Here is a 13330-nt window from a genome sequence, read left to right as displayed (position 1 = left end):
AGTATGCATTATCAGCTCTGAACATGAACTGACGTAGCAACTGCAAAAAACCCAGCATAATGCTGGGCTATTTTTATCAATTACTGCACCACAACGGCGTTTAACTCGTCAATCAAGGTTTTAATACGCTGGGCATTTTTGCCTAAATCGCTTTTACCAATGCGAGATTTACTGCGTATGTCTAACACACGCTTACTGCCTTTGTCGTTAATACGCACGACAACATCATCTTTAAAGCCAAACCAGGTTGTGGTGTCTGTTGCTTCAACAATGCCATTATTAACATCGCTATTAACCAGTTCCCAACCAAGGTTTTCCATGGCTTTTGTTGTAGCTGCCACTAATTCTAGTTGCGTTTGGTTGTACTCGAGCGATTTTAGTTCTGGGTATGCTTTTCGTTGTTGCGCTGCCGTTTCTTCTCCCGCGTATGCAACAGGATTAGGTGCATCAGCACGCAAAGGCACAACCGCAACAAACTCAGGAGGGTTAATTAAATCGGTAGAAATATCATGAATTGGCGGAACACTTTTTGCTGTATTCATCATGTTAAGCGGCATTGCAATAGCAACTGCTGCAAAAATAACAGTGATCACTGAACTGGCTAAGCTCACTGTTTTACGCATAAATAGCACTTGAACTAATAATAAGGCTAATGCTGCTCCACCGACATAAACACCTAATCTAAAACCGGCAAAAGCAGTGCCTAGTTCAACGATATTAAATTTATAAAGGGGTCCCGGTAGTACCACCATTAAAAAAGCGATAAGCCCAACTAAGGTCACTAAATGTTTCATTGCCTACTCCGTTATTGTTATATGGTTATTGTTTTTTAAACAGCTTTATACTGTTAACACTCCAATTTAGATTACTATGACCGATAAGTATCTATAAAGTCATAATTTATTGCCCTTTTAAAGTAGATAACTTGACTCCTTGGTAAAAATCAACAAACTACGGGGGTAAAATTATCAGGGTATTATTATTTATGAAAACAGAGATTAGTTACCGGTTTGAGTCATCACAAGTAGCCAACCGCTTTTTACACGAATTAAAAGATTGGCCAGTCAATGACGTAAAAACACGTCTTTTTAATGGCGGCGACAGCGTTAAAGTAAGCTACGAATATGATGAAAGCGGATTTGATTATACCGTTGCCGAACTTGATGATTTAGCCGAGCAACACGGCGGACAAGAAGTGTCGAGTTAAGATACTTATACCTACGCTCAATAGCCACAACACACATTGTAGCCATGCCTATATTGTAAACTTTAAGCTTACAAAGTTATGTAGTAATAGCTATTACACAACGTATTAAAGACCCCTTACCCACTTCACTTTCAACCTCTATAGTGCCATTGTGCTCTTTGAGTATGTTATAAACCATAGCCATTCCCATACCAGTGCCTTGGCCTACGGGTTTAGTGGTAAAGAAAGGATCGAACATTTGTTTAAGTGTATCAGCGTCCATTCCACAGCCGTTATCTGCCACCTCTATGTAAATATTGTTTTTATCGGCAAACAGCTTAACTATTATTTTCCCTTGCTGATCGCGCAAGTCGTCGCAGGCGTGTTTGGCATTAATTAATAAGTTTACAAAAACTTGTTTCATAGATGATATATTACACTGTGTTAGAGGTAACTTTTCAATGTGTAACTCTATAGCACACGTTCCCAGCTGGTTTTCGAGTAGCTTTAGCGTGCCATTTAATGATTCTGTAATATCTGCCATTGCAGTTACGTTGTCTTTTAGGCTTGCAAAGTCGACAAGGTTACTAACAATATGAGCGATACGCTCTAAACCCTCTTGGGTATCATTAACTAAGTCATCAATATCATCCACAATAAAGCTTAAATCGTTCTCTTGATTGAGCTGAACTAAAATAGACTCTAACTGCGATACTGAAATCGATTTATTTACAAATTGTTGAGCCGCCGTCATTAGCGAAACCAACACGGGCTTTATAAATTTTATACTTTCTACATTACTGGTTATGTAAGCAAGCGGGTTATTTATTTCGTGGGCCATGCCAGCAGAGAGTGTCCCTAGCGTAGCCATTTTTTCACTTTGCATTAAGGTTATTTGTTGGTTTTTGACCGTTTCGAGCTTTTCTTCCAGCTCTTGATTAACAATAAACAATGCCCGTGTTTTGTCTTCTAGTAGGGTTTCTAATTGATCTCTAGCTGATTTTTCGCGCAAATACGCTTTTTTATAATTGTAGTCGTCTTCAGCCATGGGGAGTCTCATATTTTATTTCAATTAAACACGAATCAAACCCATCATGCATACACTGAGCATGGTTAAGTTTAACATCAACTCCATAATGAGACGCAGCACCAAAAATAAGCCCTTCGGCGCACATACAAAGCTGCCGCTTAGAGTTGTAACGCATTAAAATAAGCCCGTCTTCAATAATTTGGGCGTCAATTTCAGGTAAATTAGGCTCATGATAAAGCTTAGCGACTTCAACATGAATTACTTTATCAATACCAATAATGAGATCAGCAAAGCAATTAAAGTTAGCAACAATGCTTGGATGACGTGCCTTTAAGTGAGAAAATAAATACTCTCCAAAGGCCTTTAATACCTCTGGCATAGACATAGAAAGTGCAGTTGCTACATCTTGTGCTAAACCAACTATTTCTTCATCTGGATAACTTTCTGCAGAAATATAAACACGACCCTCCGGTGCATTTTTTTCAAGTAAGTCGTCCCATGCTGCCATGCCACATTTTTCAATAACCAGTGCCTCAAGCCCTCTAAAGATAACGCCTTTCATGCATGTTCCCTCTATTATCACTTTTAGATTGTTAGCTGCATCTTCAATTAGTTACAAACGCTCGCTACCTTACGGCTCATATGTACACTAGGGTAATAAGTCTTACCCAGTAAAATATCAGCATTAAAGTAATAATAGTTTAGTGCTTGTAAAACGCCCAAAAATGTTCGTTATTTGTATGGTCAACGTTTAACATTAAGCGACATTAAGGAAGCGTGATCACATTCTGCTTTTTACTCTATTGGTGGCAACGCTATTGGCAGGGTCGTCTGGCCAAAAGTGCTTGGGGTAGCGCCCTTTCATCTCTTTTTGTACCTCGCGGTAACTACTATCCCAAAAATGTGCTAAGTCTTGGGTTAACTGTAGTGAACGCTTGCCTGGAGACAACAACTCCATTAGCAATGCTAATTTACCGTTAGCTAACATAGGTGTACTGGTTAAACCATATACTTCTTGCATGCGCACACTGAGCTTGGCGGGGCCATCAAGTTGGTATTCAATTTTTATGTTAGAGCCACTTGGTACTGTTAGTCGCAGTGGGAGTAAAGATTTTAGCTCGCTTTGCTGTTGCCAATTAAAACTGTTTTGTAGTGCCTCAAAATAATTAAACTTTTTAAGTTGCTCAAGGGTTTTAATATCTTCAAGGTATACCCCTAACCAATCACCTGCTGTTTCAATGAGCTGCTGCTGATTAATAATAGGAAACTGTTCTGGCATCAATTTGCTGGCTAGGCACATTCTAATAAGTAGTTGCTCACTTTCTTTTTGCTCGTTAAACAGTGAAAAGCCCTGTTTGGCAAACAAACTAAGCCATGCCTTGGCCCGCTCTGTTTTATCAAGCTTATGTTTACTTGGTTGGCTACTAAGGGTAATTTCCCCAAGTTTTACTTCATCTTGATGAATAAACCGAGCGGCTTTTTCATCAAACTCGCAGCGAGTCAACTCAGTGAATAAATGCGGTAAATACTCTTTAAGTGCTAATGGATTTAGCGCCGTGGCTGCAAAAACTCGCCCGCCTTTATGCCCGCCCATACTGGCAATAGCTATATATTCGTCTTTATGCCAATAATCAGGGTTTAGTTCAGCCCCTGCACCATTTGCTAATAAGTAGCCATTGCCGCGTTTTTTAGCAATCCGATCTGGATAGGCAAGCGACACTAATAAGCTTAAATGTTCAGTGTTTAAATCTGTACGACTGTCGGTAAATTTTAAGCGTTTTAACCAATAATTTAATTGCTGCTTAAACACCGGATGTGGTCGTTGTTGTTGACTATGCAGTGCTAGGTTGAGCTCATTGGCAGTGCTAACTCGGCTTTCTAGTAAGGCCACTAAATAAATAGCTAAGCGATAAATCCCACTTAACTGTGGTTCTAACATTTGCGCTTTTAATAACATATGCGCTAAGCGAATATCGGCACCAAAGCCCAACATTTTACTACCCAGCGTGGTGAGCTTACCGTTACTATCTATGGCTTCAAGCATAGATAATAAATTAGTAGCTTGGCTGCATTGTTGCTCACTCGGCGGGTCAAGTAAGGTGAGTTCACTAATACTTGCGCCCCACTGCTTCGCCTCAAGCATCAGTTGGCTAATATCTGAGGTAAGAATATCAGGGTTATCGTGGCTGTTTCGTCTTTCAAAAGTTTGTTTGGAACCTAACCGATACACAACCCCTGGTTCTATTCGTCCTGCACGCCCTGCGCGTTGTACTGCCGATGAACGCGATATACTTTGCGTAGTGAGCTCAGTGACACCGGTTTTTAAATTAAAGCTGGCTGCACGGCGCTTGCCGCTATCAACAACAATTCTAATACCTTCAATGGTTAAACTTGTTTCGGCAACATTGGTCGTTAATACTACTTTTCTCATCCCTTGAGGCGCTGGTGCAATTGCTGCTTGTTGATTGGCTTTATCTTGTTCGCCAAATAATGTGGCAACAATACAATTACTGGGCAAGTCGATCAACGCTTGCTGCACTCGCAGTATTTCACGCTGGCCAGGTAAAAATACCAGCGCACTGCCTGTTTGCTCATTGAGTGCTTGTTTTATTATTGGTGGAATAGCATCAAGCCAGCGGCTTTCATCTTTTATTGGGCAATATATTTCGTCAATGGGGTAACTTCGCCCGTTTGATTGAATTACTGGGCAATTAAAAAACCCAGTGTAGCGTTCGCTATCAAGGGTGGCCGACATCAACATAATGGTTAAATCTTCACGCAGTGCCGCTTGCGATTCTAAAGCAAAAGCCAGTGCGGTATCTGCTGCGATGGAACGCTCATGAAACTCATCAAAAATAAGTAAATCAACATCACTAAGCTCAGGATCATTTTGTAACATGCGCGTAAGCATGCCTTCGGTAACTATTTCAAGGCGAGTTTGTGTGCTGACTTTACTTTCACCTCGCACCCGTAAACCGACACTTTGCCCTAGCGTTTCGTTTTGGCAGTGCGCTAAATAGTTAGCAATATTTCTTGCTGCCAAGCGCCGCGGCTCTAACATGACGATGTGCTTATAATGCCCATCGCGCATAAGCTGTAATGGCAACCATGTTGATTTACCAGCACCAGGCGGCGCTTGCAGTAAGGTGATTGGGTTGGCTTTTAAAGCATCAATGAGTGAAGTATATATTTCTTGAACCGGCAGCACGCTATTTACCCTAAATTACTTTGCCGCCATTGTAGCAAAAATTAGTAGTTATTTATGCAGAGTACGACTATGTGCTTGGCTGATCATTTCGTCTAACGTTTTAGCCTCTTGCTGCTGCGCTTTATTTTGATCAGCACGATGCCTATTACTCACAATCCCTTCTATGCCTTTGGTGAAGCTCATTTGCTTAAAACAAGCTTGCTGCTGACGTAATTCATCTTGCTGTGAATCATCAATACGCGCTTGTTGCTGCGTCGATAAGCCAGACAAAATACGCTTCATCCCTGATAAATTTTGTAAGCTCAGCGCCGAGCTCATTTGCTGGTTTTTATCCATACTGTTTATGTGCTGCTGAAGCTGCGATAAGCGTTGCTGCTCTAGGTTACTTCTTTGTTGCAACTGAGTTTGCTCGGCCAGCATTTTATCTAATTTTTGTTGTTGTAATCCTAAAAATTTATTAAGCATTCAGTTTACCCATCACTGCATTTAATTGAGTTATTGACTGTGAAAAATCCACTTGTTCGTTCAACCCTTGGCATAGAAATGATTCGATTTGTGGGTACAAATTTACCGCACTATCGAGTTCCGGATCTTTACCTGCTTGATACGCCCCTAAAGGAATAAGCTCATGCACTTGCATATAGCGGCTATAAAGCTTTTTCAATTTATAACAAAAGCTTAGCTGCTCATCACTTACTATATTTGGCATTACTCGGCTAATCGATGAACCAATATTAATGGCCGGATAGTGCCCCTTTTCTGCTAAGGTGCGATCCAATACTATATGGCCATCAAGAATTGCTCGGGCGTTATCGGCTATTGGATCTTGTTGATCATCGCCTTCAGCTAATACTGTATAAATGGCGGTCATGCTGCCTTTGCTTTTTTCACTATTACCCGAACTCTCGACCAGTTGAGTCAATTTACTAAATACCGATGGCGGGTATCCTTTGGATGCAGGCAGCTCACCTACCGATAAACCAATTTCTCGCTGTGCTTGCGCATAACGGGTTAATGAGTCCATCAACAGCAATACATTTGAATTTTTATCTCTAAAATAGGCCGCCAATTTATGGCTAAGCTCGGCCGCTTTAATACGCAATAAGGGAGAATCGTCTGCTGGCGATGCTATTACAATGGCTTTTTTTAAGCCTTCTTTACCAAGGCTTTGCTCAATAAAATCTTTTACCTCCCAACCACGCTCACCGACAAGGCTTACAATAACCACATCGGCAGAGGTAAAGCGGGTCATCATGCCAAGCAACTTACTTTTACCTACACCCGAACCTGCAAATAGCCCTAAACGCTGGCCTTTTCCCACACTAAATAAGCTATTAATGGCGCGAATACCCACATCTAACGGCTCGATAACGCCTTTGCGCTCCAGCGGCGTTAAAGAATAATCGTTACCCAATTTACTGGCGTTTTTTGTGCTGTCTTGTTCAAGTGGGCCTAAGTTATCAATCGGCTGCATTTGCGCATCGAGCACACGCCCTAATAACTTTTCAGAAATAGCCACATGAGTGTTTTTTATAACTGGCCTAACGCGTCCACCTGAATATAAATTTTGTATTTTTTTCAGGGGCATTAAATAGGCTTCATCTTGATTAAAGCCTACGACTTCAGCGTCATACCAGTGACCATCAACACTTTCTACTTGGTATTTTTCACCCATAGCAAATTGCCCACCGGTAGCGGTAAGCGTTAAACCATTTACTCGCGTTAAGCGGCCATAACTTTTAACTAATTCAGGCGGGGTTAGCGCTTTCAGCGCAGACTTTAAGCAAGTATGAAGTGGGTTAGTCATGCGGTTGCGCTTTTAAAATTTCAGGTATCACTTCATCCAAAAGGCTTTGTAATCGCTCTGAAAAAGAAAATCGATGTGTTTGTTGCTCTGCCACCAGTTCAACGTCTCCACTGATCAGAGCCTCATCAAAGTAAGTCGGCACCGAAAACTCAGCTAAACGTGCATCATCGAAAAAGTGACGATCAGCCCCTGAGAACATAATTTTTGTTACTACATCGCGATTGCTAAGCAAGTTAATGGCTTTTTCAATAAGCTGCGCGCGTATTTCGGGGCGTACTTTTAGCTCGCAGTCAATAACGTGCTCAGCCAAGGTACTTATCATTAAGGCAAGGTCTTGTTTAAACTCATCATTAAAGTTAAGTAGCTCATTATTAGCTTTATCAAATAAAGTGTTAAAACGTTCAATAAGCTGTGTTTTTTGCGCTTCAAGACGTTCAGCAACCCGTAGCTCTATTTGTTGCTCCATTTGTTGCTCTAACTCACTTTGCTTATCGGTTGCCCCCTGCGCAAGACCTTTTTCAAAGCCCTGCTGTAAACCAACACGCTGAGCAGCATCTAAACGCTCTTGCAGCGTTTGATGTTGCTCATTTTTATTTAAAGTGGGAAACCTAAATGCTTGACTCATAGTTAGCCTGCGGTCTCTTCTTCAAATAAGCGATATTCAATATCACCTTGTTTGCTCATGTCTCTTACTATCGACATAATTTCTTTTCTGGCGGCAATCACTTTGCTCAGTGGTTGCGCGCTTAAACCATCAATTTGTTGTTGGTACACCTGCGCTAAACGTTTAGGTAATGCACCTAAAACACGCGCTAAAAACTCACTGTTTACACCCTTTAACGACATCGTCCATAACTCATCTGGAATGTCATTAAGCAACAAGGTTAGTGTCTCGTCTGTTTGCTTAATTAAGCCATCAAAGTCGTACATTTTCTCTTGTATTTCATCAGCTACGTTAGTGTTATGTTTTTTCATGAGTTCGATAATTTGGCTCTTATTACCGTTGTAACGATTCATAATTTCTACCGCTTTATCGACACCATTCACTTGTGCACCTACTTGGCGGCCAACAAATTCAATACACGATTCAAGCGTTAAACGCACATCATCAATAACGTGTTCGCTCACTTCACGAAGGCTGGCAATACGGTACAGTAAATCATCATGCTTCGATTCTGGAAACAGTACAATAATGGCTGAGGCTTGCTCTGGGGGTAAAAAGGCCAAAAACAGCGCCTGCATTTGCACATGTTCCTGATCTAAAAAGCGTACTATAAGCTCTGGCGGGATCCACTCTAAACGACGTAAATCGTCATTCATTGCACCACCATAAATATCATCAAGCATAGTTTTGGCAAGCTTACGGCCGACGGCTTTATCAAGTGCTCGCTCTAAATACACACGCGACGCGCCATTGACACCACTTTCATTGCGGTAACAATCAAAAAATTCACTCAAGGTGCCTGCAACATCCTGTTGAGTAACATTTGAAATTTTAGCCATGCGCTCAGAAATAGCCTGTACTTCACGGCGGCCTAATTTACGAATAACACTGGCGGCATTTTCTTCGCCCATGCTTAGCAATAAAATAGCGGCGCGATCTAACGCCGGTAATTGTGAGCCTTTATCAAGCTTTTCTTGATTCAATTTCAACTCCTTGTTCTACCCAATATTTTATTACCGACGTGACACGCTCGGTTTCTTTATTAGCAAGTAACTGCATGTGCGCTATTTGTTCTTCAAAGTCATTGCCTATTTGCGGTAACGACATATTTTGATGTTCGCTTTCGCCTTCTTTGGCGGTTAAGTTTTCTATTTGCGATTTAGCATTAATGGCGTCATCAAGCGGACTGCTTTGTCTTTCTGTTGCAGAGGCTGATTTAACTTCATTATCAGCGGTTGCCATGGCGTTGTTTGCTTCGCTACTTTTACCTTTTATCAAGTGATTAACTAAAGGACGCACACCAAATAAAATCAGTAATAAACTAATTAAAGTACCCACAATATAACGAGCATACTCTTTAAGCTCGGGCATTTGCCACCACTCAAGGCCTTCACCCGGTGCTAAAATCTTTTGCTCTACAAAGGCAAAGCTAGTGATGTTAAATTGGTCGCCGCGTGCGTCGTTAAACCCCGTGGCTTTTTTTACCATTTCACCTAATGAAGCGAGCTTTGCTTCGCTCCAGCCATCAGCTGTTCCAGCTACTTGCTCATTAATAAGTACTGATAAGCTCATGTTTTTAATACGGCCTACTTCAAATTGGGTGTGAGTCACTGAGCGACCATTTTCAAACTGTCGCTTACTCTCACTTCGTTGTGAAGTACGCTCGTTGTTTTCATCTTCAGCTTGTTCATTAGGCACAGGTGGCTCATTAGCTAAAGAGCCAGGAATGCCCGCCGCCAGTTGATCTAAGGTGCTATCTGATTTAATAAACTCTTGGGTTAATACATTTTGTGGATCAACCATTTCACGTGTTTCTTCTACCACGCTAAAATCAACATCACTGGAAACCTGAATTCTAAAATTACCTTCACCCAAAATTGGCAACAACATTATAGAGGCGCGTTGCTCTATATTGCGCTCAACTTTTTCAATAAAGGCGAGCTTTTTATCGGTTTCTTTGCCTACTGGGGTGGTATCAAATAAGTCGCCGCTGAGTAATTTACCACGCTGATCCACCACCGACACAGAACGAGAATCAAGCCCAGGCACACTGCCAATAATCAGTGCAATAATGGCTTCCACTTGCTCTGGTTTAAGCTCATGCCCTGGCGCTAAATCAACCATCACAGACGCTGCGGTTTTTTGCTCTGTACGACCAACAAACAAGCTACGCTTGGGGACTGCCAAGTGCACGCGCGCATTACGTATGCCTTGCATGTTAATAATGGTGCGTGCCAACTCACCTTCTAAGGCATGCTGGTATTGCATAGATTCGATAAATTGACTAGTGCCCATAGACACTTTGTCGCTAATATTCTCAATACCCTCAGGCATAGAGGCTTTTATTCCTCTAGCCGCAAGCGTGATTCGCGCATCAGCCAGTTTTTCTTGTGGCACTAAAATATTACCGCTGTCGGTATCAATGCGGAACGTGATTTGTTCTTTATCTAAAATTTCTAAAATATTGGCTTTATCATAGCTTTCTTGATTACCGTAAAGCGGTACGTAGTTTTTAGCCGAGGTCCATAAAATAAGGACTATGGTCGCCGCCACTAAGGTGGCTAACAATGCAATAGTTGCAACACTTCTGTCACCTGAGTTGCCGAAGTTTAATTTGTTTGAGAGATTAACCACTCTTTCTTTTAGGTTACTCTCATTTTGCTCAGGTACTTTTGCTAATTCTCCTTTCATATCAGCCTCTACAGTGACATGCGCATGACATCATCAATGCCATTGAGCACTTTATTGCGCATTTCCATCAGCATAGAAAAACTAAGCCCCGCTTTTTGACTAGCGATCATTGCGCCTACCACATCTTCACTTTCACCAGTATCAACGGCTTTAACCATCTCACCGGCAATATTTTGTTGGGCGTTGATAGAGCGAATAACATGCTTAAAATCTTCACTAATATTTACATTTTGATTACTGATAGCAGCCGGCTCTATACTCTCTGGACCTGCAATTTTTTGCATGTCCATCATTTTGCCCAGCATCATTTGTTGACTTTCAATTGGCGACATTCTTTTTTTCCTTCAAATTATGCAATTGCATCAATATCAATACCGCATTCACGCATAGCGGCAATTTTGTATCTTAATGCTCGGGTAGTTACGCCAAGCGCCTGTGCAGTTTGGGTGCGATGCCCTTTAAATCGACTCAATAAACTGTATATATAATCAAACTCCGCCTGCTTTTTATTCTCTTTTAACTGAGAAGCACAGAAATCGACTGCCACTGGTGAGCATGCTGGTAAATTTAAATCTTCAACCTGAATTTCAACGCCTCTGGCCATCACTAAAGCTCGTTGGATTACGTTTTCAATTTCTCGTACATTGCCCGGCCAGTTGTAACAAAGCATCACATCTTCGGCTTGCTTGCTAATGTGGAATTCAGAGCTGCCGTATTTTTTTATAAAGTGATGTGCCAATGGGATGATGTCATCAATACGATCCCGAAGTGCAGGCCAACTAAGCGGTAATACATCTAATCGATAAAATAAGTCTTCACGAAAAGCGCCTTGCTCAACTTGTTCACGCAATACGCGGTTAGAGGCGGCAATAATGCGAATGTCTAAACTTATTTTTTGATGACTGCCGAGTCTTTCAACTTCTCGCTCTTGTAATACGCGCAGTAATTTAGCTTGAAGTTCCAATGGCAGCTCAGTAATTTCATCAAGTAAAATAGTACCGCCATTGGCCAGCTCAAATTTACCTGGCTGAGCATTCACCGCGCCGGTAAACGCGCCTTTATTAAAACCAAATAACATGGCTTCAAGCATATTTTCAGGAATAGCGGCACAGTTAACCGCAATAAATGGCTTATCTCTACGCTCTGAAGCTTTATGAATAAAGTGCGCTAACTTCTCTTTACCTGTTCCCGATTCGCCGGTGATCAACACCCCTGCGGCGGTTTGAGCTGCGCGATTAGCCAAACGAAGTACTTGCTGTGACTTAGTTGAAGCAGCGATTAAATCTTCAAACCCATGCTTCATTGAATCAGTGTTTCTGATTGTTTTTTTAAGCTGTTCTGCAAAGAAAGGTTTTAATAAATAATCAACTGCGCCACCGGCATTAATTGTTTTTGAAGCAATTTCACTTTGTGAAGAATCGACTAACGTCACAATTTGCGAAGTGGGGCATGTCTTACGCAGTAATTTTACTAATTCAACCAGTTCGAGCTGTTGAGTATCTGCATCAACAAACACAAGCTCTGGCTTACTGGTAAGGCAGTGACTAACCGCATCGCTGATGGAGTTTGTATGCAGAAACTTAAAGTTTTCGGCAAATACAACCTGCTGAATTTCAGACGTTGGCTGTTGTTCACTGATCCATAAAAGGTATCTTTGACTCATATTATTCCTTTGCGGTGCAATTAACTTGAGTGTCGGAAAAGACGAACTAAAACACGGCGATTAGACGATGCGCCCTGCTCTGAATTTTTTATAATGGGATAACGTTGACCATGCGCTCTTACTTCTAACATGTCTTTTGGTAAACCAAATTCAATGAGTCTGGCAGCAACGTCATCTGCTCTTTCTTTTGAAAGCAGCCGATTTGATAGCGGCGAGCCCGTATTATCCGTGTGGCCATCAACCAGTACTTTACTTACACGGCTGTCTAAAGAGATGTAACGCACTAAATCTTTTAAAAATTTAAGATCTTTAGCCGTTGTTACTGTGCGCTGCCCACTAGCAAACTGTAATTGATGGTCGCGTGCTTGCTCCCAAGAAAGCGGAGATAAACTAGCTAAACACTGCTGATAATCTGCAACTATTTTATCGCTATGGGTATTAGTAAAGGTAAGGCGAAGTTGTTCATCACCAAAGTTTATAATGCTGTCTAACCAACCGCCCTGCTTAATAACGCGAAGTAATGGGGTCATATCTGCAGAAAATTGTATTTCATTGTCTTTAATATCTTTAGACATAAAGTTTAACGGCGTGAGAACTGTATTTGCTGGCTGCCAATCGGCTTTACGAGAGAGAACATGCAAACTTTTTATCGGTTTATCTTGTAAAAGCCAAGTAAATACAAGTTGTTGCTGTTGTGCAGGTACTGATTTCACTTCAAGTAGCGCATAATTATCAAAGCGCTGCTTGAGAGAGCAAGCAAACGGGTTGCTACTGACTGACCAGGTGGAGTTTTCGTAGCTTTGCACCAGATTTTGCTCTGATGCGTGCCCCTGCGGCAACACAAACACAACACAGGGCAATGCAAATTTAATAAGCTGAGTTAATCTATTCATGTATATTCCGTATAAAGTTAAATAGAACAATTAAGTTTTTTAAATCAATAGCGAAATACAACAAATACAAACACAGTATTAATGAATATCACTAAGTTAATGTAACCCCACGATCGTAGCGATTGCCTTAGACTGGGAGCTTTGCGTCCTATGCTTTCGCATAGTTTGCCGTTTAATTTACTTATGCA

General features: G+C 41.4%; 13 protein-coding genes and 1 riboswitch. Of the genes, 1 reads left to right on the top strand and 12 read right to left on the bottom strand.

Annotated features, from left to right (window positions below):
- Positions 1-80 precede the first annotated feature (80 nt).
- The gene (locus FLM47_RS04630) at positions 81-794 is read right to left on the bottom strand and encodes a DUF1499 domain-containing protein (protein ID WP_178955448.1); all 714 of its coding nucleotides are present in this window, start codon (positions 792-794) and stop codon (positions 81-83) included.
- A 191-nt stretch (positions 795-985) separates the two neighbouring features.
- Between FLM47_RS04630 and FLM47_RS04625 the strand changes: the two genes are divergently transcribed.
- On the top strand, positions 986-1207 hold the full coding sequence (locus tag FLM47_RS04625; RefSeq protein ID WP_008108632.1) for a hypothetical protein: 222 nt from the start codon (positions 986-988) through the stop codon (positions 1205-1207).
- A 76-nt stretch (positions 1208-1283) separates the two neighbouring features.
- Here the strand turns inward: FLM47_RS04625 and FLM47_RS04620 are convergent, their stop codons facing one another.
- From FLM47_RS04620 to FLM47_RS04570, 11 genes are all read right to left on the bottom strand, one after another.
- Positions 1284-2234, bottom strand: coding sequence for a sensor histidine kinase (locus FLM47_RS04620; protein ID WP_178955446.1), 951 nt, complete (start codon positions 2232-2234; stop codon positions 1284-1286).
- A complete protein-coding gene (locus tag FLM47_RS04615) occupies positions 2227-2778 on the bottom strand; it encodes a heme NO-binding domain-containing protein (protein WP_178955444.1) in 552 nt (183 codons plus the stop codon). The genes FLM47_RS04620 and FLM47_RS04615 overlap by 8 nt, the downstream gene beginning before the upstream one ends.
- 219 nt (positions 2779-2997) lie before the next feature.
- Positions 2998-5424 (bottom strand): ATP-dependent helicase HrpB, encoded by a 2427-nt coding sequence (gene hrpB, locus FLM47_RS04610; protein WP_178955442.1) that lies wholly within the window; start codon positions 5422-5424, stop codon positions 2998-3000.
- Positions 5425-5472: 48 nt separating this feature from the next.
- Positions 5473-5889, bottom strand: coding sequence for a hypothetical protein (locus FLM47_RS04605; protein ID WP_010391201.1), 417 nt, complete (start codon positions 5887-5889; stop codon positions 5473-5475).
- Positions 5882-7231: a FliI/YscN family ATPase gene (locus FLM47_RS04600; RefSeq protein WP_178955440.1), complete on the bottom strand. Its 1350-nt coding sequence runs from the start codon at positions 7229-7231 to the stop codon at positions 5882-5884. Before FLM47_RS04600 ends, FLM47_RS04605 begins: the two co-directional genes overlap by 8 nt.
- Positions 7224-7856, bottom strand: a complete 633-nt coding sequence (locus FLM47_RS04595) for a FliH/SctL family protein (protein WP_178955438.1) — start codon at positions 7854-7856, stop codon at positions 7224-7226. Before FLM47_RS04595 ends, FLM47_RS04600 begins: the two co-directional genes overlap by 8 nt.
- 2 nt (positions 7857-7858) lie before the next feature.
- Positions 7859-8878 carry a FliG C-terminal domain-containing protein gene (locus FLM47_RS04590; protein ID WP_010391197.1) on the bottom strand — a complete coding sequence of 340 codons (1020 nt, stop codon included), beginning with the start codon at positions 8876-8878 and terminating at the stop codon, positions 7859-7861.
- A complete protein-coding gene (gene fliF / locus FLM47_RS04585; RefSeq protein ID WP_178955436.1) occupies positions 8859-10586 on the bottom strand; it encodes a flagellar basal-body MS-ring/collar protein FliF in 1728 nt (575 codons plus the stop codon). Before fliF ends, FLM47_RS04590 begins: the two co-directional genes overlap by 20 nt.
- An 8-nt stretch (positions 10587-10594) precedes the next feature.
- Positions 10595-10918 (bottom strand): flagellar hook-basal body complex protein FliE, encoded by a 324-nt coding sequence (locus FLM47_RS04580; RefSeq protein WP_010391195.1) that lies wholly within the window; start codon positions 10916-10918, stop codon positions 10595-10597.
- Positions 10919-10935: 17 nt separating this feature from the next.
- Complete coding sequence (locus FLM47_RS04575; RefSeq protein ID WP_178955434.1) at positions 10936-12249, bottom strand: sigma-54 dependent transcriptional regulator; 1314 nt, start codon at positions 12247-12249, stop codon at positions 10936-10938.
- 20 nt (positions 12250-12269) lie between these two features.
- Positions 12270-13142 (bottom strand): OmpA family protein, encoded by an 873-nt coding sequence (locus FLM47_RS04570; protein WP_178955432.1) that lies wholly within the window; start codon positions 13140-13142, stop codon positions 12270-12272.
- Positions 13143-13239: 97 nt separating this feature from the next.
- A riboswitch (cyclic di-GMP riboswitch) is annotated at positions 13240-13322 on the bottom strand.
- Positions 13323-13330: the final 8 nt, after the last annotated feature.

This window comes from Pseudoalteromonas sp. Scap06, from assembly GCF_013394165.1.
Taxonomy (GTDB): domain Bacteria; phylum Pseudomonadota; class Gammaproteobacteria; order Enterobacterales; family Alteromonadaceae; genus Pseudoalteromonas.
This window is presented reverse-complemented; position numbering and strand designations above follow the sequence as displayed.

What these genes read in the sequence shown, in the direction of transcription:
- fliF (WP_178955436.1), bottom strand. Translation starts at nt 10,586, where the DNA reads ATGAAAGGAGAATTAGCAAAAGTACCTGAGCAAAATGAGAGTAACCTA.
- FLM47_RS04615 (WP_178955444.1), bottom strand. Translation starts at nt 2,778, where the DNA reads ATGAAAGGCGTTATCTTTAGAGGGCTTGAGGCACTGGTTATTGAAAAA.
- FLM47_RS04575 (WP_178955434.1), bottom strand. Translation starts at nt 12,249, where the DNA reads ATGAGTCAAAGATACCTTTTATGGATCAGTGAACAACAGCCAACGTCT.
- FLM47_RS04630 (WP_178955448.1), bottom strand. Translation starts at nt 794, where the DNA reads ATGAAACATTTAGTGACCTTAGTTGGGCTTATCGCTTTTTTAATGGTG.
- FLM47_RS04605 (WP_010391201.1), bottom strand. Translation starts at nt 5,889, where the DNA reads ATGCTTAATAAATTTTTAGGATTACAACAACAAAAATTAGATAAAATG.
- FLM47_RS04625 (WP_008108632.1), top strand. Translation starts at nt 986, where the DNA reads ATGAAAACAGAGATTAGTTACCGGTTTGAGTCATCACAAGTAGCCAAC.
- FLM47_RS04570 (WP_178955432.1), bottom strand. Translation starts at nt 13,142, where the DNA reads ATGAATAGATTAACTCAGCTTATTAAATTTGCATTGCCCTGTGTTGTG.
- FLM47_RS04580 (WP_010391195.1), bottom strand. Translation starts at nt 10,918, where the DNA reads ATGTCGCCAATTGAAAGTCAACAAATGATGCTGGGCAAAATGATGGAC.
- FLM47_RS04600 (WP_178955440.1), bottom strand. Translation starts at nt 7,231, where the DNA reads ATGACTAACCCACTTCATACTTGCTTAAAGTCTGCGCTGAAAGCGCTA.
- FLM47_RS04595 (WP_178955438.1), bottom strand. Translation starts at nt 7,856, where the DNA reads ATGAGTCAAGCATTTAGGTTTCCCACTTTAAATAAAAATGAGCAACAT.
- FLM47_RS04620 (WP_178955446.1), bottom strand. Translation starts at nt 2,234, where the DNA reads ATGGCTGAAGACGACTACAATTATAAAAAAGCGTATTTGCGCGAAAAA.